Origin of the sequence: Acinetobacter sp. 826659 (assembly GCF_000588515.1) — a bacterium.
Classification (GTDB): domain Bacteria; phylum Pseudomonadota; class Gammaproteobacteria; order Pseudomonadales; family Moraxellaceae; genus Acinetobacter; species Acinetobacter pittii.
Genome location: NZ_JFYD01000002.1, coordinates 430,947 through 455,449, shown reverse-complemented (window position 1 = coordinate 455,449; position 24,503 = coordinate 430,947). Strand labels below are relative to the sequence as shown.

The 24,503-nt window shown below is 37.7% G+C and carries 27 protein-coding genes and 1 other RNA gene; 14 read left to right on the top strand and 14 right to left on the bottom strand.

Annotated elements, in window-relative coordinates; all coding sequences use genetic code 11:
- Positions 1-40 precede the first annotated feature (40 nt).
- Together J663_RS06720 and nudC are read left to right on the top strand one after the other, a co-directional pair.
- Positions 41-1,684 (top strand): hypothetical protein, encoded by a 1,644-nt coding sequence (locus J663_RS06720; protein ID WP_033848674.1) that lies wholly within the window; start codon positions 41-43, stop codon positions 1,682-1,684.
- Positions 1,684-2,427, top strand: coding sequence for an NAD(+) diphosphatase (gene nudC, locus J663_RS06715; protein WP_033848672.1), 744 nt, complete (start codon positions 1,684-1,686; stop codon positions 2,425-2,427). The genes J663_RS06720 and nudC overlap by 1 nt, the downstream gene beginning before the upstream one ends.
- Positions 2,428-2,455: 28 nt before the next feature.
- Here the strand turns inward: nudC and J663_RS06710 are convergent, their stop codons facing one another.
- The 3 genes from J663_RS06710 to J663_RS06700 all read right to left on the bottom strand — a co-directional run bounded on the left by J663_RS06710 (position 2,456) and on the right by J663_RS06700 (position 4,511).
- The gene (locus tag J663_RS06710) at positions 2,456-3,319 is read right to left on the bottom strand and encodes an alpha/beta hydrolase (RefSeq protein ID WP_002117650.1); all 864 of its coding nucleotides are present in this window, start codon (positions 3,317-3,319) and stop codon (positions 2,456-2,458) included.
- Between the two features lie 3 nt (positions 3,320-3,322).
- The gene (locus J663_RS06705) at positions 3,323-4,030 is read right to left on the bottom strand and encodes a BON domain-containing protein (RefSeq protein ID WP_033848669.1); all 708 of its coding nucleotides are present in this window, start codon (positions 4,028-4,030) and stop codon (positions 3,323-3,325) included.
- Positions 4,031-4,109: 79 nt separating this feature from the next.
- Positions 4,110-4,511: a YraN family protein gene (locus tag J663_RS06700; protein WP_005070523.1), complete on the bottom strand. Its 402-nt coding sequence runs from the start codon at positions 4,509-4,511 to the stop codon at positions 4,110-4,112.
- A 209-nt stretch (positions 4,512-4,720) separates the two neighbouring features.
- On the opposite strand from J663_RS06700, the gene rsmI reads away from it, so the two are divergent.
- Together rsmI and J663_RS06690 are read left to right on the top strand one after the other, a co-directional pair.
- Entirely contained in the window at positions 4,721-5,557 is an 837-nt protein-coding gene (gene rsmI / locus J663_RS06695; protein WP_033848667.1) for a 16S rRNA (cytidine(1402)-2'-O)-methyltransferase, read from the top strand.
- 90 nt (positions 5,558-5,647) lie between these two features.
- Positions 5,648-6,019, top strand: a complete 372-nt coding sequence (locus J663_RS06690) for a hypothetical protein (protein WP_033848665.1) — start codon at positions 5,648-5,650, stop codon at positions 6,017-6,019.
- 17 nt (positions 6,020-6,036) lie between these two features.
- Here J663_RS06690 and J663_RS06685 read toward each other — a convergent pair whose 3' ends face one another.
- Positions 6,037-6,927: a LysR family transcriptional regulator ArgP gene (locus J663_RS06685; protein ID WP_033848664.1), complete on the bottom strand. Its 891-nt coding sequence runs from the start codon at positions 6,925-6,927 to the stop codon at positions 6,037-6,039.
- A gap of 105 nt (positions 6,928-7,032) precedes the next feature.
- Between J663_RS06685 and J663_RS06680 the strand changes: the two genes are divergently transcribed.
- Positions 7,033-7,635, top strand: a complete 603-nt coding sequence (locus J663_RS06680) for a LysE/ArgO family amino acid transporter (protein ID WP_033848662.1) — start codon at positions 7,033-7,035, stop codon at positions 7,633-7,635.
- Positions 7,636-7,691: 56 nt separating this feature from the next.
- Here the strand turns inward: J663_RS06680 and J663_RS06675 are convergent, their stop codons facing one another.
- The gene (locus J663_RS06675; RefSeq protein WP_033848661.1) at positions 7,692-8,333 is read right to left on the bottom strand and encodes a cation transporter; all 642 of its coding nucleotides are present in this window, start codon (positions 8,331-8,333) and stop codon (positions 7,692-7,694) included.
- Between the two features lie 65 nt (positions 8,334-8,398).
- On the opposite strand from J663_RS06675, the gene J663_RS06670 reads away from it, so the two are divergent.
- On the top strand, positions 8,399-8,800 hold the full coding sequence (locus J663_RS06670; protein ID WP_033848660.1) for a MerR family transcriptional regulator: 402 nt from the start codon (positions 8,399-8,401) through the stop codon (positions 8,798-8,800).
- A 37-nt stretch (positions 8,801-8,837) separates the two neighbouring features.
- Here J663_RS06670 and J663_RS06665 read toward each other — a convergent pair whose 3' ends face one another.
- From J663_RS06665 to J663_RS06645, 5 genes are all read right to left on the bottom strand, one after another.
- A complete protein-coding gene (locus J663_RS06665) occupies positions 8,838-9,089 on the bottom strand; it encodes a hypothetical protein (protein WP_002117665.1) in 252 nt (83 codons plus the stop codon).
- A gap of 207 nt (positions 9,090-9,296) precedes the next feature.
- Positions 9,297-10,529: an FAD-dependent monooxygenase gene (locus J663_RS06660; protein ID WP_033848657.1), complete on the bottom strand. Its 1,233-nt coding sequence runs from the start codon at positions 10,527-10,529 to the stop codon at positions 9,297-9,299.
- On the bottom strand, positions 10,526-11,734 hold the full coding sequence (locus J663_RS06655; protein ID WP_033848656.1) for an FAD-dependent monooxygenase: 1,209 nt from the start codon (positions 11,732-11,734) through the stop codon (positions 10,526-10,528). Before J663_RS06655 ends, J663_RS06660 begins: the two co-directional genes overlap by 4 nt.
- A gap of 31 nt (positions 11,735-11,765) precedes the next feature.
- Complete coding sequence (gene pepP / locus J663_RS06650) at positions 11,766-13,088, bottom strand: Xaa-Pro aminopeptidase (RefSeq protein ID WP_033848655.1); 1,323 nt, start codon at positions 13,086-13,088, stop codon at positions 11,766-11,768.
- Positions 13,089-13,155: 67 nt separating this feature from the next.
- Positions 13,156-13,785, bottom strand: a complete 630-nt coding sequence (locus tag J663_RS06645) for a UPF0149 family protein (RefSeq protein WP_033848653.1) — start codon at positions 13,783-13,785, stop codon at positions 13,156-13,158.
- Positions 13,786-13,849: 64 nt separating this feature from the next.
- Here J663_RS06645 and J663_RS06640 point away from each other — a divergent pair, with 64 nt between their 5' ends.
- The 3 genes from J663_RS06640 (at position 13,850) to ssrS (ending at position 15,069) form a co-directional block, all read left to right on the top strand.
- Positions 13,850-14,410 (top strand): hypothetical protein, encoded by a 561-nt coding sequence (locus J663_RS06640; protein WP_002117619.1) that lies wholly within the window; start codon positions 13,850-13,852, stop codon positions 14,408-14,410.
- The gene (locus J663_RS06635; RefSeq protein ID WP_002117766.1) at positions 14,407-14,691 is read left to right on the top strand and encodes a cell division protein ZapA; all 285 of its coding nucleotides are present in this window, start codon (positions 14,407-14,409) and stop codon (positions 14,689-14,691) included. The genes J663_RS06640 and J663_RS06635 overlap by 4 nt, the downstream gene beginning before the upstream one ends.
- Positions 14,692-14,884: 193 nt before the next feature.
- Positions 14,885-15,069, top strand: a non-coding RNA gene (gene ssrS / locus J663_RS18605) — 6S RNA.
- 139 nt (positions 15,070-15,208) lie between these two features.
- Here the strand turns inward: ssrS and J663_RS06630 are convergent.
- From J663_RS06630 to J663_RS06625, 3 genes are all read right to left on the bottom strand, one after another.
- A complete protein-coding gene (locus tag J663_RS06630) occupies positions 15,209-15,529 on the bottom strand; it encodes a hypothetical protein (protein ID WP_005070549.1) in 321 nt (106 codons plus the stop codon).
- Positions 15,530-15,622: 93 nt separating this feature from the next.
- Positions 15,623-15,736 (bottom strand): hypothetical protein, encoded by a 114-nt coding sequence (locus tag J663_RS18850; protein ID WP_002117788.1) that lies wholly within the window; start codon positions 15,734-15,736, stop codon positions 15,623-15,625.
- A gap of 112 nt (positions 15,737-15,848) precedes the next feature.
- Entirely contained in the window at positions 15,849-16,193 is a 345-nt protein-coding gene (locus J663_RS06625; protein WP_033848651.1) for a hypothetical protein, read from the bottom strand.
- A gap of 240 nt (positions 16,194-16,433) precedes the next feature.
- Between J663_RS06625 and J663_RS06620 the strand changes: the two genes are divergently transcribed.
- The 5 genes from J663_RS06620 (at position 16,434) to J663_RS06600 (ending at position 22,843) form a co-directional block, all read left to right on the top strand.
- Positions 16,434-17,018, top strand: coding sequence for a 5-formyltetrahydrofolate cyclo-ligase (locus J663_RS06620; RefSeq protein WP_033848649.1), 585 nt, complete (start codon positions 16,434-16,436; stop codon positions 17,016-17,018).
- Positions 17,019-17,463: 445 nt separating this feature from the next.
- A complete protein-coding gene (lon, locus tag J663_RS06615; protein ID WP_002117591.1) occupies positions 17,464-19,893 on the top strand; it encodes an endopeptidase La in 2,430 nt (809 codons plus the stop codon).
- Between the two features lie 303 nt (positions 19,894-20,196).
- On the top strand, positions 20,197-20,676 hold the full coding sequence (rlmH, locus tag J663_RS06610; RefSeq protein WP_033848647.1) for a 23S rRNA (pseudouridine(1915)-N(3))-methyltransferase RlmH: 480 nt from the start codon (positions 20,197-20,199) through the stop codon (positions 20,674-20,676).
- A 112-nt stretch (positions 20,677-20,788) separates the two neighbouring features.
- Positions 20,789-21,565 (top strand): DODA-type extradiol aromatic ring-opening family dioxygenase, encoded by a 777-nt coding sequence (locus tag J663_RS06605; RefSeq protein ID WP_005075524.1) that lies wholly within the window; start codon positions 20,789-20,791, stop codon positions 21,563-21,565.
- A 168-nt stretch (positions 21,566-21,733) separates the two neighbouring features.
- Positions 21,734-22,843, top strand: coding sequence for an META and DUF4377 domain-containing protein (locus J663_RS06600; RefSeq protein WP_033848645.1), 1,110 nt, complete (start codon positions 21,734-21,736; stop codon positions 22,841-22,843).
- A 53-nt stretch (positions 22,844-22,896) separates the two neighbouring features.
- Here the strand turns inward: J663_RS06600 and gdhA are convergent, their stop codons facing one another.
- Positions 22,897-24,300, bottom strand: coding sequence for an NADP-specific glutamate dehydrogenase (gene gdhA, locus J663_RS06595; protein WP_081404638.1), 1,404 nt, complete (start codon positions 24,298-24,300; stop codon positions 22,897-22,899).
- Between the last annotated feature and the right edge of the window lie 203 nt (positions 24,301-24,503).

Below are 24,503 nucleotides of genomic sequence, written 5' to 3'. Positions count from 1 at the left end.
ATGAATATAACAATTGATTTTTTTGCAAAGGGGAACGTTTATGTCTGAGCATACGTCGATTCATTTCGATCCAACAGCTTTACTCATCATTAAACATGAAATTGATCGTTCAATAAAACTGGTTGAAGGTGCAGTAAGTACCTTAATTGAAGAACAAACTCTCCCTTTTGGTATTGATGATGCATTAGAACAGTTTAAGCAATGCACTCAAGTTCTACGCTTAATTGATGTTCCTTATCTTGCAAAAATCACTCAATATTCGACTGAGTTGATGCAAAAAATTATTGCGAATCCAGCCCAAATTAATACGGATGATGTCGTTGCCCTAAGCGAAGGCACGACCATGGTAAAGCGTTATATTGAATTTATCTGTTTGCGTGAAATACAAGTTCCACAATTTCTTCTTACGACTTTAAATAATTTAGAATTAGCTTTAAATAAGCCACTGACTACATCAGGACAAGCTATTGTTCCTTTACTTGCAAATACTTCGCTTCAACTACCCTTGCCTGAAATATTAATTAGTGAAAAAACTCAGTTCATTCATCAACTATACAAACTATCTCTACACCAATTTTTAAAAAAGACAGCATCAGCTCAGAATTTTCAAGCCTTTAAACTTATTGCAACCTATTTGGTCAGCATGGCGAACACTCAGCCAAGCCAAAAGTATTGGCAGCTCGTCAATTATGCTTTTAACCATATTGACAACCTACTTTTAAATGATTCACGCCTACGTGTACTGATTAATATTGAAAGTCATATTGCTCTATTTTTGGCAGCACCCGAAAGTTTTGAACCTAATTTAGCGGCATTCGCAGATATTTTAAGTATTGTCATCGCTCAAGAAGATGAGATTTCTCACCATATTCGTAATCAACTTCATATTGGTGATGAAACTCCAACTGACACTCAATTACTCGTTTTAAGTCGTCATCTTTTTGGTCCTGACTTTGACACGATGCACACTGTCAGCCAATTAATCTTGGATGAAATGAATAAGGTGCGGAACGATATTGAATACAACTACCAAAATATGTCGCCTGAAAAAGCACAGCAGCTACAAACAAGCCTTTTACAACTAGCTCATACCTTTAAACTTCTAAACCTTGATGAAGCCGCATCTGCTCTTTCTCAACAAGCCAGTAGTTTAAGTCAACTTAACATTTTAAGTGACGAAAACTATGCTCAGCAGCTGATGAATAGCATTTTATCTGCCATGAACTCAATTGGTATTTTGGTACGCAATTACACTTCAAATCGTCTACAACTTAGCGTGAATAATACGGCTATTTCTTTAGATCGTCTTGATGAAGCTCACCAAGCTTTACTTACAGAAACAAAAAATTTAATTGATTTTATCTGTCAGAGTCTTACTTTGTATGCCAATGATCAGACACAAAATATTGAAGCCATTGCAGGTTCATTAAAAGAGTTAGCGGGTGCAGCCGAATTTTTAGGAAGTACGACTCAACAACATGCTTTACTCCAAACTGCCCAATTTGTTCAAGAGCAACTTGAACAAAACCAGCCTTTTAATACAAACCAAATTCACTGTATTTTTAACGTATTAGCTGGCATTGATATGTTAGTTGACAATTTAAAAAATAAACAACCTGTTCTACAATCCATGTTTAATGTAGCATTGTCGAGTAGTCAACAACTTCAAAAAAAGGCAGCTTAATGTCTGAATTATCACTTGCTTATATTTTCCATCATCAACAATTACTGGTTGACCAGAATCTCCAACTACCTAAAGTCGAAAAGTTAGCAAGTGATTTACTTTTCACTCATGATGAGCAAGTCATTGCACGTGACTTGCTTGCTGAGGAACCTATCCCCGAAGGCTTACAGCTTGTTCCAATTCGCCAGCTTATTCCCAGCTGGTCGAAAGAACAGTTTTTGCAAGCGAGCCGTGCTGTTCAATTACTTGAATGGCGACGTAACCATAAGTTTTGTAGTCACTGTGGACATCCGACAGAAGTTCATCCAACCGAATATGCAATGGTATGCCCTTCTTGTCGCTACCACCAATATCCTCGTGTAAACCCTTGCATTATTACCGTCATTACTCGTGGTGATGATGAAATCTTGCTGGCTAAATCAGTTCACAACAAAACCAATATGTATGGTTTGATTGCAGGTTTTGTTGAGGTGGGCGAAACACTTGAAGAGGCAGTACAACGTGAAGCCTTTGAGGAAGTAGGTTTAAAACTCAAAAACATTCAATATATGTCAAGTCAGCCTTGGCCATTCCCAAGTAACCTTATGGTGGCATTTCGGGCAGAATATGAGTCGGGTGAAATTAAGCTTCAAGAAGAAGAAATTGCAGATGCCCAATTCTTCAAAATTAATCAATTACCTGAGATTCCATTTAAAGGAAGTATTGCTCATTCAATGATTATGCAGATTACCCAAGCTGGATAATCTGCCATGTTTTAAACGAGACTCTCGTTTAAAACACTTCTTCAAGAAAATGTAAGATCGTTCTTTTCGTTCTGAAATAGTGACTAATAAAACTAGAAAGACTGGCCAAAATTGTAATATGTCCAGTTTTAGGAATCACAGCGATATGGCTGTGATTTCCACTCTGTCTTAAAGCCCGATCCAAATCCAACGTATTTTCTTTACCGACAAGCTGATCATTCTCAGCCATGAGCAAGTAATGTTTAATACTATTTTGATTGACGAAATAGTATGGCATTACCTCTTGATAAGAAATACTTTGATCAAAAGCATCTTCTGCAAGTGGATCACCCTTATAATCAAAATGATAAGGTCCAGCTAAACCGAAAATCGCCTTAATATTTCCTAAACATTGAATAGGATTTGGTTTTGGGTGATAAACAGCAGACATTACATTAAATGCCCCTGCTGAATGCCCCATAAGCACAACATTTTCTGTAGAAATTTCTAGTTTGTCTTGGTTTTGATGTAAATAATTCAGTGCCTGTGTCAAGTCATCAACAAAACTCGGAAAAATATTTTTAGGAGCTAATTGATAGTTGATAACTGCAACGTCATAGCCTTCTTTAGCAAACGTCTCACCAATAAAAAGATAATCTCGCTTATTACCATGTTGCCAAGCACCACCATGTACAAAAACAATAAGAGGCTGATGTGCTAGTTTTTTAACAGATCGGTAAATATCCAAACGGTGACGTGGCTTTAGACCATAACGTACATTTGCGACCTGTTCAAAACCATCTTTTGGCGTAAAACGGTTTAAAGCAAAACTCCCCAAATCATAAAGGCGGAACTCTTTATAAAGAGTTCGCGCCTGTTCAATTTTACTTTGTAGTTGTTCAATCAGATTCATATATTACTGTGCATTCGAAGCTGGATCTGTTTGGTCAGGATCAATTGCAACAGGAGTTTGAACTGTTGGTTGAGCAATGACGTTATTAATAATTGGTGTAGTCGTTGCACTAGCAGTACTCGCCGCTGGCGCAGGTGCTAAATCAACGTTATCAATGAGCGTCACAATTTTGGTCACGTTACCAACATTTTGAAGCACACTGTTTAAATCATTAATTTCAGCAGTATTTAAACGGCCCATCACATATAAAACACCATCTTCAGTATGAACGAGCACTTTACTGTCCGATACAACTGGTGCTTTCATTAATAGAGCACGTGTATTTGCAGTTACACCAGCATCTTGCATGATCGTGTTATAGCTGACCTTATTACCCACGGTAATGTAGTTATGTACAGCTTTTACGTCACTCATGGCTTTAACATTGTCTTCTGCTAGCTGTTTCAAGTAAGGGTCTGGCACCTGACCAGTTAACAATACTGTGCTATGGAAGCTTTCGATGTTAATACGAGATTGTTTAAAACGCTGATCAAGCTTATAGAGGTTAATATTCGCTGTACGTTTAATTGAAGAATCAATGAATACCTGGCCTAAGCTACGTACACCACTATCTGTTCCGACTGGAGCTGTACCTGTTCCACCAGAAATAAAACTTGCGCAACCTGACAAACTTGCGACACAAAGCGCTGTTACAGCAATACGTTTCAACACTCCACCAGACTCCTATCAATCTCTTCTTGGCTTGATCATAAAACATCGGTTTTAATTTGCTCAAAAGAGTAATGAACTCTTAATCCAAAGTAAATGCATTTTCGATCCATTGCAGATCATAATGGAAATTTGAAAAGTCTTGCTGTACTGTTTTTGCAATTTTCTGTGGAAAATCAAAACAAATCACATCAAAACGACAATAAAAATCCTGATAAGATGGGTAGCGCTGTAAAAAACGCATCGCGGTTTTAATAATTTTCTTCTGCTTTGTTCTTGTCACCATTTCGCAAGCCTGTCCATAATTTCCTATAGTACGCGCTTTTACCTCGACAAAAACCAGTTCTTGTCCTCTTTTAACAATCAAATCCACTTCACCACGGCGTGAATGGTAATTACTGGTTACCCATACATAGTTTTGCTTTTGTAACAGGTTTAAAGCCGTTTGCTCTGCCCATTTCCCCAACTGCTGCGCTAATAACATTTTTATCTTCCCCAAATTAAAAGTAGCACCACATATTTTGATGCTTAAATTATTTTGTTAAAACCAACTGCACTTTCCGATTTAAATTGAACAAATGAAAATCAGATCATTTTGGAAAAGCAAAGGTTGGCAGACATTGTTCACGCCCAAATCATAATTTCGGGTAAACTACCCCATTAAAATTGTTTATCTGTACGGAGTAAAACCAAATGAGTGCTCAGTTATTCGTTGTAGCCACCCCAATCGGGCACTTAGATGATATGACTTTCCGTGCAATTGATATTTTAAAATCAGTTTCTATTGTAGCTGCCGAAGATACGCGTCAATCAGCACAATTATTTAAGCACTATAATATATCGACTCAACTTACTGCATGTCATGATCACAATGAAAGCAATAAAATTGAGCAGTTAGTTCAAAGATTACTTGCGGGCGACAATGTTGCTTTAATTAGTGATGCAGGTACGCCGCTTATTAGTGACCCCGGTTTTAAGTTAGTTCGAGCTGCTCAAGAACATGGCATTAAAGTTGTTCCTGTGCCTGGTGCATGTGCTGCAATTGCCGCTCTAAGTGCAGTAGGTCTACCGAGCGATCGTTTTAGTTTTGAAGGATTTTTGCCATCAAAAGCTTCTCAACGTATTTCTCAATTAGAAAAACTCAAAAATGAAACTCAGACCTTAATTTTCTATGAAGCACCCCACCGTATTTTAGAGTGTGTAAAAAATATGGCTGAGGTATTTGGGGAAAACCGTCCTGTAGGTTTCGCACGTGAAATTACCAAAACCTTTGAAACCATCAAAAAAATGACTTTAAAAGATTTGGTCAGTTTTATAGAAAATGATCACAACCAAGAAAAAGGCGAAATTGTTCTTGTGGTTGGTGGTGCACCAGAAAAGACAGATCTGGAACAAGAAAAACTAGATGAGCTTTTAAAACGCTTACTTCAAGATTTATCTGTTAAAGCGGCATCTCAACTGGCTGCTGATTTAACAGGAGTTAAGAAAAAAGTCGCTTATCAACGTGCGCTTGAGTTAACACAATCTTAATTTTTTAATTAGATATGGTGATGACACAGACTATTTGTCATCACCATCTGTTAATTTTGCATAATAAGATATAAGAATAAGAGTACTAATATGACTGAACAAATGGGCAAACTTGGCCCTCATGAAGGACAAGAGCTAGAATTATTACTTTCAGGCGAGAAATCTATCGCTTATTTCTATGAAATCCTACCTATCAGTTTTTTAAAGCATCTCGAACAAGGTACTTTATCAATGCTGAGTAAAGATATTGAAACTTCTCTACCTTTACCCTTTTCAATTATGCTGATCTATAAAGATGCAGCTTTAGCAGATTTAAATGAACTCATGATGTGTATTGAAACTTTATTTAAAGAAACTAATTTTGAAAAATGCATAGAGCTTGAACGAAGAATTGGACAACTTTTAGGTTACTCAGCACAAGATATAGAGTTTTATATTCAGCATATTTCAAATCTTCATTAAAAAAGAAACCTCTGAAACTATCTCAATATGCGTTTTGCTGACTCGACAATAGTCTCTGTCAGGGCATCTAACTGTTTAGACTGCCTTTTCCAATGGTGCCAATATAACGGAATGTCGAGCTCAGCCTCAGGTATAACATCTACTAAAGTTCCATTGCTTAGTAAAGATTGAACCTGAAGCTCAGGCACCATGCCATATCCCAAACCTAATTGGATTGCTTTCACAAACGCATCTGTAGCAGGAATAAAACTATAAGGATAACTTTGCATCGGTAAACCGTATCCTTTTAATAGAACCTCTGAATGCATTAAATCTTTATGATTAAAAATAACTGCTGGTGCTTTTCTTAATGCGTCTCTATTCACTCCAGCACTGAACCATTTATTTACAAATTCAGCAGAGGCCAACATTTTATAACGCATTTTTCCTAGTGGTTGAGCTAAACAACCTGACATGACCTGCTCTTCTGCCGAAATACAGGCATTGACTTGTCCTGTTTCCAATAAAGTGTGCGTGTGAGATTGATCATCAATTTTTAGTTCTAATACTATTTTTTCTTTAAAAAGCGTTTGCTGAATATTTGGTAAAAGCCAAGTAGCTAATGAATCTGCATTTGAAGCTAGAGCAATTTTATAAAATTCGGATTCGGAAGATTTCCCCATTAAACCTTGTAATAAATTTTGCTCCATTAACCTCGTATGACGTAAATGCTGCAATAAAGTTTGCCCTGCTTGAGTGAGTACACACGGGCGGCCCCGTATAATTAGAATTTGCCCTAAATACTTTTCTAAAGCCTGTACGCGTAAGGACACTGCCGAGGGTGTAATATATAAATGCTCCCCTGCCGCATCAAAACTTCCCAATTCTGCTACTGCAAGAAAGGCTTCACACTGTTTGCTATCTAACATATCAAGCCTAAATTTTTTTTAGCCAAACCTAAATATTCTTAATTTTACTTATTTTTTGATAAAAAGTCAGATAATTCCCACATCTGATTTTTCCATCTTATTGTTATGTTCTCTCTTAGTATATTTTTTAAAGGTTTCGGTATTGGCAGTGGGCTTATCGTAGCAATTGGAGCTCAAAATGCTTTTGTCCTAAAACAAGGACTTAAACAGCAATATGTATTTTGGTTGTGTTTGATCTGCGCACTGTCCGACTCAATTTTAATTGCCTGTGGTGTATTAGGTTTTGCAGAAATCATGACGGCATCACCTATCTTAATCACTGTGGCTAAATATTTAGGGGCAACGTTTTTATTAGTTTACGGTGCCAAAGCATTTTATGCTGCATTTAAGACTACCCAAAGTATGGACCTTGATAGCAGTCAAAAACAAACATTAACTCAAGCATTAGTGACCTGTCTTGCCTTTACTTGGCTTAATCCTCATGTCTATTTAGACACTATTGTTCTGATTGGTTCAGTTGCAACTCAGCTCGAAGATAAAGTAAGTTTTGCTTTGGGCAGCATTCTTGCCTCTTGGGTTTTCTTTTTTAGTCTGGGCTATGGTGCAAAATTATTAAAGCCACTATTTACCAATCCCAAAGCTTGGAAAATTTTAGATTTCATTATTGGTTGCGTTATGTGGAGTATCGCTATAACCCTCTTGTTTTAACGGCTTAAAATTAAAAAAGGATCATATAAAAGATCCTTTTTTATTACTCTTGAGTATTACGCTTCACTGGCAACTATAACTCTTGCCTGTTTTCTTTCTTGTTGTGACTGTTTTATAACAGCATAACCAGAAGATACACCCAAGTATGCAATGACAAAGGCAACAATCAAATCAGGAAATACACTACCTGTTCCAAATCCCCCAACCGCCGCTAAAATTACCGCAATATTGGCAATTGAGTCATTTCTACTGCACAACCAAACAGAGCGCATGTTGGCATCCCCATCACGAAATGCATAAAGCATAAGCGCCACAGAAACGTTAGCAATTAGAGCCATTATACCAATTGCCCCCATCACCATTGGTTCGGGTGAAACACCATAAAAATACGACCAGATCACTTTCGCAATGACAAAAACGCCGAAAGCCGCCATCGTTATTCCTTTAAGTAGTGCCGCTGTCGCACGCCAATATAAACTCATCGAAAGAACGACTAAAGATAATGCATAGTTTGCTGCATCTCCAGCGAAGTCCAATGCATCTGCCCAAAGTGAAACAGATTGGGCCTTATAACCTCCCAATATTTCTACAACAAACATTAAGGCATTGATCACAAGTGCAATCCATAATGCTTTTCTAAAACGTGGACTCACCTTCTTTGAAGGAGAACATGTTGAAGCACAACCACATCCAGCCATTTTATTTCCTCAAAAACTCTTTTATAGTGATTAAAAACCCTTGAGTAGCTCCAGAGTCAAGCCTTATGAGTCTTTCTATTGGTCAATTATCAAAAAAAGCGGATATTCCAATTGATACAATCCGTTATTACGAAAAAGTAGGTGTGCTTGATCGCATCCAACGTTCAGAAAATAATTATCGTGTTTACACCGAACAAACACTTGCAGACCTTTTATTTATTAAGCATTGCCGTGAATTAGATATTTCACTGAGTGATATTAAAACGTTAAAAGAAATGAAAGCTCAGCCTAAACAGGCCTGCACAGAAATTGATAATTTAGTGGATAAATACTTAAAAGAAGTATCTGAAAAAATCGAACGGTTATTACTTTTAAAAGAATCTTTGATTGATTTAAAACAGCACTGCTCTACCAACCGAACAGTAGATGAATGCGGGATCTTGAGAGAACTTCAAAACTCTCCTTGAAAATAAAAAAGCATCACTCATGTGATGCTTTTTAGGATTAATGGTCGCTATGTTCATCTGGAGGAACTTCGGTAATTCTCCCCCCTCTAGCTAAAAATGCGGCAACTTCATCTTCCAGCGCTTGTCGCTGTTTTTGCTTAGCAGTCACAGTCAGTGTTTCTGCCTCAGCAATATCAGTATCATTAATACTGCTTGCTTCTTCATCAGCTGCACCGCTTTCAGCTGCCTTCGCTTCATCTTCATCTACGGCAGAATCTTCTGCATCTTCATAATCATTGATATCTGACATTTTTCACTCCCCAGAATGATTTCTATTGCATCATCGCTATGGTCCTAAGACCTCAGAAATTTAGCAATCTCTTTGCATTTAGCAAAGAGCCAAATTGGTCAAATGTGTATCTTTTTCAACCCAATTGGTAATGATATATAAATGATTGTTTAAAAAATATCTACTGATATTTATTTAGACCAGTAGAGCATAAACTTCGTAATTATTTTAACGACTATACTGGGTGTTTTGTAAAGACCCTAAACCGTTTGCTTGTTGCATAAAACGCTCTTTTAAGAAGGAAATTTGTTCAACTTGTTTGAGTCCCACATTCCGAGCCCAGATAAATGGAAATAGCTCACTACTTTCCAACCAGCCAATTGCCGACATGCTATGCATCATTGCGTCATTTTGGCCTTTACGGCGATGCTCATAACGCAACAATGTGTGTTCATTTGCCCATACACCACGCGCTAAGTCATGTAGTAATGCATCACAGAGTACAGCCGCATCTAAACAACCAATATTTACGCCTTGTCCAGCAAGTGGATGGATAACATGTGCTGCATCTCCAATTAAAGCTAAACCAGCTTTCACATACTGTTTTGCAGCGCGCGCTTTGAGCGGGAATTGGGCTCTTGAACGTACATCTGACACTTCACCCAACATATGTTGGCTTTCTCGAGTTAAAAGCCGCATAAATTCAGCATCACTTAAAGCTGAATATTCATCGGCATAATCATCAGGTAGTGTCCAGACAATTGACTGCCAGTAACCATTTTCACTTTCTTCAAGACTAGCCATTGGCAAATAAGCTAAAGGCCCTGTAGGTAAGAAAATTTGCCGAGCAACATAATTGTGGGGTTTAGATGTTTTAATAGCACAACTAATCGCTGCTTGTTTGTAATCTAAGACATCTAGGTCAATAAAGGCCTGTTCTCGTACAAATGAATTGGCACCATCTGCACCAATCAGCAGTTTTGTTTTAAGTGTCGTACCATCTGCCAATTGAATATGCCAACATCCAACTCCCTGCTCAATCCGAGTCACGCGAACTTGAGTGCGATAATCTGTTAACTGCTCAAGCATTTTTTGTTGAATAGCAACATTCAATACACTTGGCTCAACCATAGAACCCAAGGCCTGTTCTGACATTGGTCTTTGTACGGACTCGTGACCAAAATTAATTTCACCATAGCCATTCAGATTCCACACCTGCATGCCTGTATATGGCATTTGACGTGCTAGGTCATCCCAAACATTGACAGTTTTAAGTAAATGAATGGTCGCTTGGCTCAGTGCTAAAACACGCGGGTTCATCACACTTAGTGTTTTTTCAACATCCAGTACAGGAGCAGCATCAAGCACAGTAGGCTGTACACCACCTTGTGCAAGTAATAAAGCTGTTAAACCACCAACCAGTCCACCACCAACAATGACAACATCTAGTACTTCACTCATGCTTTTAACCCCATTGCATAGTTCGCTACCAGTGGTTTAACACCTGGAATGACATCGAATGCAATTAATCCCGTATTACGAATTAATTTTAATAATGGATTTTGATTACTGAAACCACGAACCACGGTGTCACAGAACTTAATCACTCGCTGTTGATCTGACAAACGGGCTTGTTCATAAGCCAGTAAATTATCTGGGTTACCAATATCATCAGAAGTAGTTAGCTGGTTCACTAAATAACGCACTAAAACATCCGCATCACGTAGACATAGGTTAAAGCCCTGTCCTGCAACAGGATGGATTGTATGCGCCGCATTCCCCATTAAAATAACGCGTCCGACTGCTTGTTTATGTGCAAGCACTTGTGAAAGCGGATAACTAAAGCGTTTACCCGTCTTTTCAAATTTACCCGCTCTGTCACCATAAGTTTTTTGCAAAGCATCTAAAAAGTGTTGGTCGTTTTCTTCACCTAACCACTCACCTTCAGTGCCTTTTTTAACAGGCCATACAACCGAACGGCGATATTCGCCCGGTAAAGGCAATAAAGCTAAAGGGCCTAATGCACTAAAACGCTCAAAACCTACTTGATCATGTGGTTTTGAAGTCTGAACGGTAGTGACAATTGCAACCTGATCATAATCATGAACATCTACACCAACGCCGATTGCCTGACGACAGAAAGAGTCACGTCCATCTGCGGCAATTAATAGCTTTGACTCAAGTTTTAAAACTTCATCACCACGCTTGGCCTCAATATGTACTTGCTCAGCATCTTGAGTTAAAGCAGTCACTTGAACGCCATCAATCAGCTCAATCAAAGGCTGCTGACGTACTTGAGTCAATAAAACACGACCCAGCCAAGCATTTTCAATCACCTGTCCAAAACTTTCGACTTTTTCTTGTTCTGCAATTAAACGCGCCTTACCAAAACTGCCTTGTTCAGTAATGTGAACTTGTAAAATTGGAGTCGCGTGCTGCTGTAATGCATCCCATAACTCCAGCTTCTGATAAATCTGGACGCTACGACGCGATAAAGCCGTATTACGCGCATCAAAACTGGAATGATAAGGAGCAACATTTTGATCATCATAGTTTGGGTATTTCACAGCTTCTAACAGCTTTACTGCAATATTAGCCTTCGCCAGCATGAGTGAAAGGCTAAGTCCAACCATTCCCCCACCTACAATAATCACTTGTTGTTGCATCGAGTTGTGCTCCTTTGGCGAATACGTTTAATTATGATTTAGCTTGCGCCATTAAATGTTCAATATCTGCAATATTTTTAACTACATCAGCAGTTAAAACTCGTGGACCTTTCGAGGTTGCGACCACATCATCTTCAATACGAATACCAATACCACGCCATTTTTCATCTACTGTTTCATCGTCTGGTGCAATGTATAAGCCGGGTTCAACAGTAACGACCATGCCCTCTTCATATTGTCGCCACTCGTCATCTTTTTTATAAGAACCGACATCATGTACATCCATACCTAACCAGTGGCCTGTACCATGCATATAAAACTGACGATATGCTTCATTTTCAATAAGCTCACTCACATTACCTCTGAGCAAACCTAAATCAACTAAGCCTTCAGTTAAAATTTTGACCGCAACCTCATGAGGTTCACGGTAGGCATTACCAATACGTACTGCATCAATCGCCGCATATTGAGATGCCAATACCACTTCATATAATGCTTTTTGTTCTGGACTAAATTTTCCGTTTACCGGAAAAGTACGGGTAATGTCCGATGCATAAAACTCATATTCACATGCAGCATCAATTAAAACCAAATCACCGTCTTTAAGAGGCTGGTTATTTTCAACATAGTGCAAAATACAAGCATTGGCACCGCCACCAACAATACTGTTGTAAGAAGGCACACAGCCGTTTTGCCCAAATATATAATTGAGCTCGGCTTCAAGCGCATATTCCATCATACCTGGACGCACCATTTGCATCGCACGGGTATGTGCCTGAGCACTAATTTTTGAAGCGGTTTGCATCAGCTCAAGTTCTTGTGGTGACTTGATTAAACGCATTTCATCAACAATACGGTCAAGCTGAATCAGTTGAGCTGGAGCACCTTGATGTCGATGCTCAGCATCTGCTTTTTTTACCCACTGGCTCACCCGTGCATCAAACGCAGCATTTTGTCCAATCCGATAATAAAGGCGCTCTTTATTTAATAACTTTTCAATAATTTCTTCATCAAGCAGATCAATTGCATAGGCTTCATCTGCATCATAGTCTTCGATTGCACCGTCAATTCCGGCACGGTAACCATTCCAGATTTCCATCTCGCGGTTACGTTCACGGCAAAAAAGACTATAGCTATAGTCAGTTACATCCTCAAAAGTTTCAATAACTGCAACTGCCTCAGGCTCAGCAAAGCCCGTCAAATAGAAAAAACTACTATCGGAACGGAATTTATAATCCGAATCACGATTACGGTACATCTCCTCACGCGTTGCAATAATAGCAATACTGTTAGGACCCATTTTTTCTGCTAAACGGTCTCTACGATGTTGAAAATCAGCTTGAGGCAATTTCATAATGATCTACTTGATTTAGAATTTTAAAGTCAAAAAATAAAATACAACCAATAACACATCGCCTCAATTAGCTTGGACGATGTGGTGTGAACATTTCTACAATATTCTGATCTGTACCTAGAGCAGCATTTTTACTTTTTGCATGAACGTTTTTCAATAAAGAACTTTCAGCTACAGTGATTTTTTTTCTACCAATCGACAAGCTCACAGGGATTAAGCGTACAAATTCATACAATTCTTCGTAACTGCTTTCACCCTCCTCATCATTGTCAGAATCTTCAAATTCTACTGCTGCAACATCTTGAAGGTGTTCAATCAATTCGCGCTCATCACTACGAACATGACCCGATGCCAAACCAAAACCTAACACAACACCCGCACACCAATCAGATAATGCTTGTACACGCTCTTGAAGTAGATGTTCATCATCTGGAAGCATTGGTAGATAATCCAATTCGTCTTCAGATAAGGCATGAACCACATCTTCTGCTTCGTCAGTCAAAAGCGCTAAAGCATCTTCACTTAACTCTGGCACATTAAGGGTTGTTAAAATTTGTGACCATTCTTCACGCGTAGGCGCTTCTGTCACACAAACAATACCTGTTAACAGACCATGTAACTCACTAGGGCTTGAAATTTCTTCAATTCCTTCAAAATGAGCGTTCCAATCTGTCCAGCCTGAAATATCGTCTTGCATTCGTTTATCCAATCTCTATACTTTGTATATATTACCTTTGATTGCAATTCTGTGCGACCTCGTTATGTTAGAACAATTACAGCGGCTACAAGCGCATATTAGCGTTTTAAAAACACGCTTACATCATTTAGAGAGTGAACATGCGGCACTCTCGGAAGCTAAAGAACTGGCTGAAACAGAGCATCACGCACAAGTTGTGCAAAAAAATAGTATTATCACTAAAAAACAAGAGGAAATTGAGTCGGTAACTGAGCAACTTTCTCAGTTAAAAGGCCAATTTCAACAATTGAATCAAGATGCTAACACACTTGCCGAACGTTATAGCCGATTAGAAAAAAGTACGACTGATTTAAAAAATCGTTTTCAAGAAATTCTTGCAGAACGAAATGAATTACGTGTTGCAAAAGAGAAGTTACAAGCCCACCAGCGTCAAACCCAACAAGAGCTGCATGATTTACAACAAGATCGTGACCGTTTGTTACAAAAAAATGAGCTTGCCAAATCAAAAGTTGAAGCCATTATTCAGCGTTTAGGAATTTTAGGCACTGCTCAAGATCAACACGCTCAAGAAATCCAGCAACTTGCCCATCCTAATGCTGAAACTGGTGAGGAGATCCAATCATGAGTGAACAAGTCATGGTAGAGCTTAGGCTAATTGAGCAGACTTTTAGACTCGCGACTACCTCAGATAAAAAAGATGAACTTGAACGCGCTGCACAACTTCTCAATGAGAAATTTAATGACATGCGCCGTAGTGCCCCACGTGTTGAGCACAACAAACTAGTCATTATGGTCGCTCTACAGTTAACTCAAGAAGTGCTAAGCCTTAATAAATCTTTGCAGGAATACACTCACTGTGAACGCCTACTGCAAGCGATTTTAGAAGATGTGGAACAAGTTATTTAAATAAGCTTTGATTACGACAAAATGCCTTGCTCTATAAATCATAGATGCAAGGCTTTTTTATTTTTGACTATCAACTACAGTTGAATATCGTTTTATCCACTTTCAATGTACAAAGCTTCATCAAACGCAAACTAAGTTTACAGTTCCATAGACTCAAGTGATTGCCAACATAGTCAGATCGGTTATACTTAAGCTATCTCTGGGATGTTCGCCAGCGGGTCTATTCCCCTGCCGATACTTAAACTTATGGATTGCGTTCTGTATATTTAGAGTGTATGCCTACCTTCGAGTAGGAAACCCAGCAAGTATACGTCGCGTCCACCTTGAACTCATCGGGTTCAGGGTAACGACACATGCAGCGGCATCTTCGGAGCATTTACTTTTAATTAAATAATAAAATTTCAAATATTTATTTTAATTTGCCTTTTAATACAGACCTGTCGGTACGATATTTTCTCAAGCATTCAATAAGCATCACATTATTATTTTAGAGATGAACGAGTCTCTGCATTCAAAATTACTTTTCTTTTCTACTCAGGCATTCTTGATACCAAGCTGTTTGAAAATCTTCTATCGCTTTTCGTTTAAAGAAGCTGGTCTTGAATACTTTGGTTGAATAAGCAGAAGTAATTAAATCTTGATAAAGTTGTTTTGCCTTTGGATCTTCAAGACTATTCGCTATATGCTGCAAGTCTTCAGATGGGACTTTTTGTTGACGCGCTTCCATGACAGTATAAGAAACTTTCTTCACCACATTACAAATTTCGGGGTCATTTACACTTTCATCGGCATAACAGCCAAAAGTTAAAAAACTAAGAAAAAATAATTTAAACTTCATATACCTACCTTATTTTTATAGCTTTAAATTAATTACAGAGTTTTATTATTAATAAAGAAATAGGAAATTGATCCCTATTTCTTTTAAATGTGTTTATGCTGGATTAATCACATAAAAATAAATAATTAGACCTACTAAAACGGTTGAAGCGATCGTTAAGTATGTACCAACTGTATTAAAACTCTGTAAGAACTTTAAGATTTCCATATCTAAATCCCCTAAACTTTCACTTATATAGATAGAAGAAAATTTACCACAACCCAATAATGCCAATCAATTCACATTTATCGGATTTTTTGAGATTAAATTCAATTCAAAATTATTGAGTGCATCTAATTGCAAAAGCATCCTTATAGTAGTCAGTCGCACTTTTCAAATCCGCTAATAATTTGTCTTCGGTATAAGGTTTAGGCGAAATTTTTATTAAGGCAGGCATATATTGGGTCTTATAAACTTCTGGATAGTCATGACATAAGATTTTGACTCTAACTTCTTGAGGTGTATTCGGGTTATCTAGTTGATCTAGAAACTCTCCTATTTTACGGTCAGATTCTTCAAATTGAGCTTTATAATCAACTTCCGCCGCTTCAGGTTCGGCTTGTTTCGTACATCCACCAAGTAGCAGACCAGCACTTATTGTAATGGTTAAAATTTTCAACTTCATACGCTTAACAATTCTGCATTAATCTTTTAAATATACTTAACCTTATTAAATGTAAAGAAATACTGACAATACGTAAAGAAATAGAATTTTTAATAGTTAAACACAATAGATCAGATCAATTTATGACTTTTGGTCTAACGAATTTAAGTTATTTTCGAATTACCCTTCTATTTCCATAAAACTGTCGAAAAATAGGTATAATTTTGCACGACTGATCTTTAATCTTAGTTAGATTTATACATGAATGAACTCAGCTTTATTAGAAAAAATTTAAGATCTAAAAGACGTTCTTTAAGTTCATTTGAGCAAAAACAAGCTCAGCTTAATGTTCTTCATCATTTAAATACCCTGCCTATTTTTCATTCTTCCCAAAAAATTGGTTTATATTTGCATGCCTTTGGAGAAGTTCACACAGAGCTTCTCATAGAATTATGTTTTAAAAAAAATAAGCAGGTTTATTTGCCGATGATTTGTTCTATGAACCAGCGTTTGGTCTGGGTAAAAATATCTAAAAACCAATATATAAACCGACGTTTTTCGCATCACCCATTGGGAATGAAAGAACCGATGGCCACTAGAGCAAAACATGTTTCATCACTTGATTTATTGATCATGCCACTTCTGGCATGCGACCGATATGGTACGCGTATTGGTATGGGAGGTGGTTATTATGACCGTACATTGGCTAGTGCAAAACATAAGCCTTATCGTTTAGGAATGGCTCATCAATTTCAATTTATTGGACATACTTTAAAACGTCAAAGTTGGGATCAACCCTTAGATGCTTTACTCACCCCTCAACATATTTATTATTTTAAAAGATAATATTTATAGAAAATTAAAATTAGTCTTAAGTTTTTAATGCCCCCTAAAATCATAAAAGTAACCACCCTAAGGATGGTTACTTCTACGTGACAGACCGATTTACCAACTTATAGTAACACGGCTATTTAATGTTCAATATTAAATAAGTTTTGCATTATTGTTAATTATACAATGCCGACAAATGACATAAGAAAATGGTTATTTTCCATCCAAACGTCTTTTTTATTATATGAATATTTCATAATTATTAAGCTAAATTACCTATCCTTTCTACAAAATTTTATTCTTCTTAAGAATTAATCCATTGATTCATAATATTTTAATAAAAAAGTTGACTAAATTAGTCATTTTTTCCACATTTTCTATAGAGAGGCCCTTGTAATTTTTGAAATACACATCACTATAAAAAACATGGCAACCTCGTTGTCACTCATTAGGAGTGCCCATGTCTGAACTTATTATGAATGAAAAAACTGACTTAGAGCCTCAGGTTCCAAGTGTATTACCACTTTTAGCGTTACGTGATGTAGTGGTCTACCCACACATGCAAATTGCGTTATTCGTGGGTCGTGAAAAATCGATCAATGCAGTTGATGTGGCTCGTAACAGTGACAATTTAGTATTTGTAGTTGCGCAAAAAGATTCGCTTACAGAAGAAATTGATCACGATAACCTTTATCAGTACGGAACTGTCGCTAAGATTGTTCAAGTCGTAAATCATGAGAATGATGAAAACTGCATTAAAGTACTTATTGAAGGTTTACATCGCTCTAAACTTGAAAAGATTATCGATGAAGATAGTCATTTGACTGCTGAACACAGCTTAAGTCCAATGACAATTAACGTAGATAAAGCTACTCAAGAAACTCGTTTGCAAGAGTTACGTACTTTATTTGCTCAATATGCTGAAGCAAAATTACGTAATGCACGCGAACTCGTTGCTGCGGCTAATAAAATTGAAGACTTGCTACAACTCATGTTCTTCGTAGCAACACGTGTGCCTCTAAATATTGAAATTAAACAGAAGTTTTTAGAGCACGATGAGTTCGAAGCACATTTGCAAGAGCTTATGAGCTACTTGGTAAATCAATCTGCTGAACAGCAAATTGAACAAACTTTGCATGACAGCGTAAAACGCCAAATGGAAAAAAATCAACGTGAATACTTTCTAAATGAAAAAATGAAAGTCATTCAACGTGAACTTTCTGACATGAATGGCGGTGCTGAAGATGACGTTGCTGAAATAGAGAAACGTCTTGCTGAAGCTGATTTACCTGAACACGTACGTAAAAAAGCTGAAGCGGAGTTCCGTAAGCTTAAAGCAATGCAACCAGCGTCTAGTGAAGCAGCTGTTGTACGTAACTATCTAGAAGTAATTTTAGATACGCCGTGGAATAAAGCGAGCAAAGTGAGTATTAACCTTGCGAAAGCACAGGAAATTCTCGATACAGATCACTATGGCTTAGATGACGTAAAAGACCGTATTGTTGAATACCTAGCTGTTCAGTCACGTGTTAAAAAGCTCAAAGGTCCGATTCTATGTTTAGTAGGCCCTCCTGGTGTAGGTAAAACTTCACTTGGTGAGTCTGTCGCGAAAGCAACAGGTCGTGAATTTGTTCGTATGGCACTTGGTGGTGTACGTGACGAAGCTGAAATTCGTGGTCACCGTCGTACTTATATTGGTGCGATGCCAGGTAAAATTGTGCAATCTTTAACAAAAGTTGGCGTGAAGAACCCATTGTTCTTACTCGACGAAATTGACAAGATGGCGCAAGACTACCGTGGCGATCCTGCTTCTGCATTGCTTGAAGTATTAGATCCATCACAAAATAGCAAGTTCAACGATCACTATTTAGATCTTGATCTTGACCTATCTGAAGTGATGTTCATCTGTACTGCAAACAGTATGAATATTCCAGAAGCCTTGCTTGACCGTATGGAAGTTATTCGTCTACCGGGTTATACCGAAGATGAGAAAGTTAACATTGCTGAACGTTACCTTGTTCCAAAAGCAATTAAGAACAATGGTCTACGTCCAAAAGAGTTAACAATTCATGAAGAAGCGATCCGTGACATTGTTCAACGCTACACACGTGAAGCTGGTGTACGTAGTTTAGAACGTGAAGTGTCTAAAATTGCGCGTAAAGTGGTAAAAGAAGCAGTAAGTAAAAAGTCTAAAAACTTACAACTTGATGTGACTTCTGCCAATCTTCCAGAATACTTAGGTCCACACAAGTTTGACTTTGGTATCGCAGAAGATGAAGCACAAGTAGGACGCGTAAATGGTCTAGCTTGGACATCTGTAGGTGGTGAGTTACTAACTATTGAAGTTGCAGCGGTTAAAGGTAAAGGTAAATTCATTACAACCGGTTCACTCGGTGACGTAATGAAAGAATCTATTACTACAGCAATGACTTTAGTGCGTACACGTGCCGATGAGCTAGGTATTGAAGCTTCTCGTTTTGAAGAAACTGATGTACACGTTCACTTACCTGAAGGTGCAACACCAAAAGATGGCCCATCTGCTGGTTTAGCATTAACAACTGCACTTGTATCAGCATTTACAGGTATTGCAATTCGTCCTGATATTGCAATGACTGGTGAAACAAGCTTAGGTGGTCGTGCAATGCGTATTGGTGGCTTAAAAGAAAAACTTCTTGCAGCACACCGCGGTGGAATTAAACTTGTATTTATTCCACAAGACAACGTTCGAGACTTAGCAGAAATTCCTGCGAATGTTAAAGAAGGTTTGGAAATCAAAGCTGTGAAAAGTATTGATGATATCTTACCTTTAGCATTAGTTTCGATGCCAAAGCCTTTACCTAAAACACCGATTGTAAAACCGGTGGAAGGCTCAAAAGCAGCACGTCACTAATTAAAAATAAAAAAAAGAGAGCTTCGGCTCTCTTTTTTTTGTTACACAATTTGATTGAAAAATATCCAACCATCCTCATAATAGGTAATAAGAGTATTTAAATAAATGAGTACTCTTAACTATCTAATTCTTAGATAGCCTTGTTTTTATTCTCTATGATCATCTGAACTCCAGACAGATGATCATTTGATCGCAGTCCAACACTGTTTTTTGGACTGCGTTTTTTATGCCAGCTTTTTAGATCGTCAGATACTTTCATTCATCAGGTATAATGCGCCAGCTGTATTTGAATGAATAGATAACATGAAAATTCGTATTCTGACCATTGGTCAAAAAATGCCTGCTTGGGTTCTTACTGGTTTTGAAGATTATTTCAAACGCATCCAACCTTTTGTTCAAACCCAAGTTATTGAACTACCTATGGCCAAACGTGGTAAGAATGATTCAGAAGCGGATATTTTAAAGTATTGCCAAATTGAAGGCGAAAGTATTTTAAATACTTTAAAACCCAATGAAACCTTAATTGCTCTTGAAGTTGGTGGTCGGGAACTAAGTACAGAAAAATTAGCTGATACAATGAAACAATGGATGCTTGAGGGTAATGATGTAGCACTTGCTATTGGCGGTCCAGATGGCTTGTCAGATCAGGTACGTAAAGCTGCCGCTTGGCATTGGTCACTTTCAAAACTTACGATGCCCCATCCGTTGGTACGTGTTTTATTAATCGAGCAACTATATCGGGCCATGAGTATTAACCACAATCATCCCTATCACCGTGCATAAAAGGAACAAACGTTTCATTTTAAGAACAATCCGTTGAAATCTGGATACTTTTATCATGTCCTGATTTTGGCATAATACCTATTATTCTGCTTTTCAACTCAGGTGTAATGAAATGGAACTACAAACCCTTCCTGGACTGTTTATTTCCCATGGCTCGCCCATGCTTGCACTTGATCCAGAACAAGTGGGACCTGCTCTACACCGTTTAGGCACAAATCTTCCTATACCTAAGGCAATCATTGTGATGTCTGCGCACTGGGAAAGTAAAGCACTTGAAGTGAGCATTTCGACTCGTCCTGAAACGTGGCATGATTTCCGTGGATTTCCTAAAGAATTATATGAAATTCGCTACAGTGCGCCTGGCGAACCAGCATTAGCAGAAGAAATCTTAAAATTATTGGCCGATGCTCACTTTGTTGCACATGCCAATAGTACCCGTCCTCGTGATCATGGCGTATGGATGCCTTTATTGCATATGTACCCAGATGCAGACATTCCTGTAGTCGAAATTTCTTTGCCATCAAATTTAAGTGCACAAGAAATTTATCGTATAGGACAAACGCTTGCCCCTTTACGTGATAAACAAATCTTACTCATTGGTTCGGGAAGTATTACTCATAATCTTGCAGAGTTATCTTGGCAAGGAGACAACTCTAAAGTTCCTGAATGGGCTTCAACTTTTAGAAATACTGTCGTTAATAAGCTTTCCCATCAAGATTATGATGGAGTTTTAGACTGGCAATCACTGCCGTTTGTGAAACGTAACCACCCTACGCTTGAACATTTTGCACCTTTGTTTTTTGCTATGGGTACAGGCAACCGCTTTACGATTGTTCATAGTAGCTTCACAATGGGCTCATTAGGAATGGATATCTATCGTTTTGATTAATTATTAAGAAATACCCCGTTTTGCGGGGTATACCATTATTTTTGTTGAAAATTAGAATAATTTACAAACTTATACATTTTAAAAACCGAAACAATCAAATGTTTACATTTTCTTTTTTTAAGAATGTTTTAAGCTTATTACTGTTGTTTTTTTACTTGAAGTTTTTAAATGAAAATTAAATATTTAATTCTTGCGTTATTACCTTTTTCTTTGATGGCGTGTCAAACAGTTACTAATACTCCTGCTCCAATTGTTTCTGAGCAACAACAAAACCTTGCAACCACTTTAGGTGAATATGCATGGACTTATCAAAATGTAAAAGCTTCTAAACCACTTATTCTTAACTTTAATGCAGATGGTAAATTAGCCATTAATACGGGCTGTAATGGCCAAGGCGGTACTTGGAAAGTTGAAGGCAACCAACTTGTTACTTCGAATCTAGTTTCAACGATGATGGCTTGCCAAGATGATTTAATGAAACAAGAACAACTTTCTACTAGCATCTTTAATGAAGCAAAATTACCAATTGAAATTAGCAACACTAATGGTCAGGTGATTTTAACGGTGACAGATAAAGCTGGTCAAAATCACATTTTCCAAGGTCAAAAAGCAGTTAATACTCAAGCTTTAACAGATTACTCTTGGTCATATCAGCCTGAAAATACTAAAAAGCCAATCGTTCTTAACTTTACAAATGACCGTTTATCTATCGCAACAGGTTGTAACCGCCAAGGAACAACTTGGAAAGTTGAAAATAATACGATTCTAACAGCTGACGTAATGTCGACGATGATGGCGTGTGAACCTGCTTTAATGAAACAGGAACAGTTCTCTAGTAGCCTCTTCCAAAAACGTGCAATTCCATTTGAACTCAATACTACAAATGTTGATCAACCAACATTGACAGTGTCTGATGCTCAAGGCCAGAAATATACTTTCACAGGTAAAATGACACCTGAAGCAAAATATCAATCTGAAGGAAAAACTGTTTTCCTAGAAGTAGCTCCAGAAACTAAATCTTGTACTGGTGTTGCGCCACAAACTTGTATGCAAGTTCGTGAAATTAAATATGATGACAAAGGCGTTAAAACTTACGCTGACAAAAACTGGTCATTATATTACGGTCAAATTGAAGGTTTTGAACATAAACCAGACCAACGCGTAATTTTGCGTGTAAAACGTTTTGAAGTGAAAAACCCAGCTGCAGACCAATCTAGTCAAGCAGATGTATTAGATATGGTTGTAGAACAAGAGTTAGTTAAAAAACCTAAAAAATAAGTTTTTAGACTAAAAAAATCCGATGCTTATGCATCGGATTTTTTATTTCTATCTTAGAAAATACCTTGAGCAAGCATTGCATCAGCAACTTTTACAAAACCGGCAATATTGGCACCGTCTACATAGTTCACACTACCGTCTTCTTTAGTACCGTATCTTACACAGTTGGCATGAATGTCTTTCATAATTGCATGTAAACGTTCATCGACCTCAGCATGGGTCCAGCCTAAACGAATTGCATTTTGAGACATTTCTAAACCAGAAGTTGCCACACCACCCGCATTAGATGCTTTACCTGGCGCATACAAAATTTTAGCTTCAATAAAATGTTCAACTGCTTCAAGTGTAGATGGCATATTAGCGCCTTCAGCTACACAAATGACACCGTTAGAAATAAGTTTTTTAGCGTCCTCACCTGTTAATTCATTTTGTGTAGCACATGGCAAAGCAATATCAACAGGAATATGCCAAGGTGTTTTTCCTTCAAAGTATTCAAAACCATGTTTAGAAGCAAACTCGGAAATACGACCACGTTTAACGTTTTTCAGTTCCATTACTTCAGCAAGTAACTCATCTGTAAAACCATTTTTTAAATAAACTGTGCCGTTTGAGTCCGACAAGGTAACAACTTTTGCTCCTAAGAACATCGCCTTTTCTGCTGCATATTGTGCGACGTTACCAGAACCTGAAACAGAAACAGTTTTATCAGCAAAAGATTGTCCACGGGCTTTAAGCATTTCTTCTGCAAAATAAACCGTACCATAACCAGTTGCTTCAGGACGCATTAAGCTACCACCAAATGAAATTCCCTTACCGGTAAAGACACAAGCGGTGTCGTTACTCAGCTTTTTCATCATCCCTGCCATATAACCAACTTCACGTGCACCCACGCCAATATCACCCGCAGGAATATCTGTATTTGGTCCTAAATGGCGATAAAGCTCAATCATTAATGCCTGACAGAATCGCATAATTTCAGCATCAGATTTACCTTTAGGATCAAAATCTGAACCACCTTTTCCTCCACCCATTGGTAAGGTGGTAAGTGAGTTTTTAAAAGTCTGCTCAAAACCTAAAAATTTTAAAATTGATAGATTGACCGATGGATGGAAACGCATTCCACCTTTGAATGGACCTATTGCTGAATTGTATTGAACGCGAAAAGCACGGTTAACTTGAGTCTGGCCTTGATCATCCATCCATGAAACACGGAATTGAATCACACGCTCAGGTTCAACCAAACGTTCTAGCAATCCATGCTCTGCATATTCCGGATTTTTTTCAATGAATGGCCACAAACTCGTCATGACTTCTTCGACAGCTTGTAAAAACTCAGGTTGATGCGGATCACGCGCTTGCACGTAATTCAGGAATTCATTCAGGTTGTTGTATTTCAACGCACGGTCCTCAGCATAGTAATGAATTAAATTGGTGCAATACATTTTTAAATGCATCATTTAGCAGCAAAATATTAAATCCCTTTCCATCAATTTTAACAATACTTATTTTAAATTATTTTATTCAACTTAATTATCAAAAAGTTATTTTTAGAAAAACTACTTAAAAATAAGAAATATTAATTTATCTTTTCATTTTTATTGATCTATTATTGTGCAATATTAGCTACATTTTAGGTCAATTAAAAACCCGATAAATTCGT

Coding starts and splice junctions, on each gene's coding strand:
- J663_RS06720 (WP_033848674.1), top strand. CDS start 41: ATGTCTGAGCATACGTCGATTCATTTCGATCCAACAGCTTTACTCATC.
- nudC (WP_033848672.1), top strand. CDS start 1,684: ATGTCTGAATTATCACTTGCTTATATTTTCCATCATCAACAATTACTG.
- J663_RS06710 (WP_002117650.1), bottom strand. CDS start 3,319: ATGAATCTGATTGAACAACTACAAAGTAAAATTGAACAGGCGCGAACT.
- J663_RS06700 (WP_005070523.1), bottom strand. CDS start 4,511: ATGTTATTAGCGCAGCAGTTGGGGAAATGGGCAGAGCAAACGGCTTTA.
- rsmI (WP_033848667.1), top strand. CDS start 4,721: ATGAGTGCTCAGTTATTCGTTGTAGCCACCCCAATCGGGCACTTAGAT.
- J663_RS06690 (WP_033848665.1), top strand. CDS start 5,648: ATGACTGAACAAATGGGCAAACTTGGCCCTCATGAAGGACAAGAGCTA.
- J663_RS06685 (WP_033848664.1), bottom strand. CDS start 6,927: ATGTTAGATAGCAAACAGTGTGAAGCCTTTCTTGCAGTAGCAGAATTG.
- J663_RS06680 (WP_033848662.1), top strand. CDS start 7,033: ATGTTCTCTCTTAGTATATTTTTTAAAGGTTTCGGTATTGGCAGTGGG.
- J663_RS06675 (WP_033848661.1), bottom strand. CDS start 8,333: ATGGCTGGATGTGGTTGTGCTTCAACATGTTCTCCTTCAAAGAAGGTG.
- J663_RS06670 (WP_033848660.1), top strand. CDS start 8,399: ATGAGTCTTTCTATTGGTCAATTATCAAAAAAAGCGGATATTCCAATT.
- J663_RS06665 (WP_002117665.1), bottom strand. CDS start 9,089: ATGTCAGATATCAATGATTATGAAGATGCAGAAGATTCTGCCGTAGAT.
- J663_RS06660 (WP_033848657.1), bottom strand. CDS start 10,529: ATGAGTGAAGTACTAGATGTTGTCATTGTTGGTGGTGGACTGGTTGGT.
- J663_RS06655 (WP_033848656.1), bottom strand. CDS start 11,734: ATGCAACAACAAGTGATTATTGTAGGTGGGGGAATGGTTGGACTTAGC.
- pepP (WP_033848655.1), bottom strand. CDS start 13,088: ATGAAATTGCCTCAAGCTGATTTTCAACATCGTAGAGACCGTTTAGCA.
- J663_RS06645 (WP_033848653.1), bottom strand. CDS start 13,785: ATGCAAGACGATATTTCAGGCTGGACAGATTGGAACGCTCATTTTGAA.
- J663_RS06640 (WP_002117619.1), top strand. CDS start 13,850: ATGTTAGAACAATTACAGCGGCTACAAGCGCATATTAGCGTTTTAAAA.
- J663_RS06635 (WP_002117766.1), top strand. CDS start 14,407: ATGAGTGAACAAGTCATGGTAGAGCTTAGGCTAATTGAGCAGACTTTT.
- J663_RS06630 (WP_005070549.1), bottom strand. CDS start 15,529: ATGAAGTTTAAATTATTTTTTCTTAGTTTTTTAACTTTTGGCTGTTAT.
- J663_RS18850 (WP_002117788.1), bottom strand. CDS start 15,736: ATGGAAATCTTAAAGTTCTTACAGAGTTTTAATACAGTTGGTACATAC.
- J663_RS06625 (WP_033848651.1), bottom strand. CDS start 16,193: ATGAAGTTGAAAATTTTAACCATTACAATAAGTGCTGGTCTGCTACTT.
- J663_RS06620 (WP_033848649.1), top strand. CDS start 16,434: ATGAATGAACTCAGCTTTATTAGAAAAAATTTAAGATCTAAAAGACGT.
- lon (WP_002117591.1), top strand. CDS start 17,464: ATGTCTGAACTTATTATGAATGAAAAAACTGACTTAGAGCCTCAGGTT.
- rlmH (WP_033848647.1), top strand. CDS start 20,197: ATGAAAATTCGTATTCTGACCATTGGTCAAAAAATGCCTGCTTGGGTT.
- J663_RS06605 (WP_005075524.1), top strand. CDS start 20,789: ATGGAACTACAAACCCTTCCTGGACTGTTTATTTCCCATGGCTCGCCC.
- J663_RS06600 (WP_033848645.1), top strand. CDS start 21,734: ATGAAAATTAAATATTTAATTCTTGCGTTATTACCTTTTTCTTTGATG.
- gdhA (WP_081404638.1), bottom strand. CDS start 24,300: ATGATGCATTTAAAAATGTATTGCACCAATTTAATTCATTACTATGCT.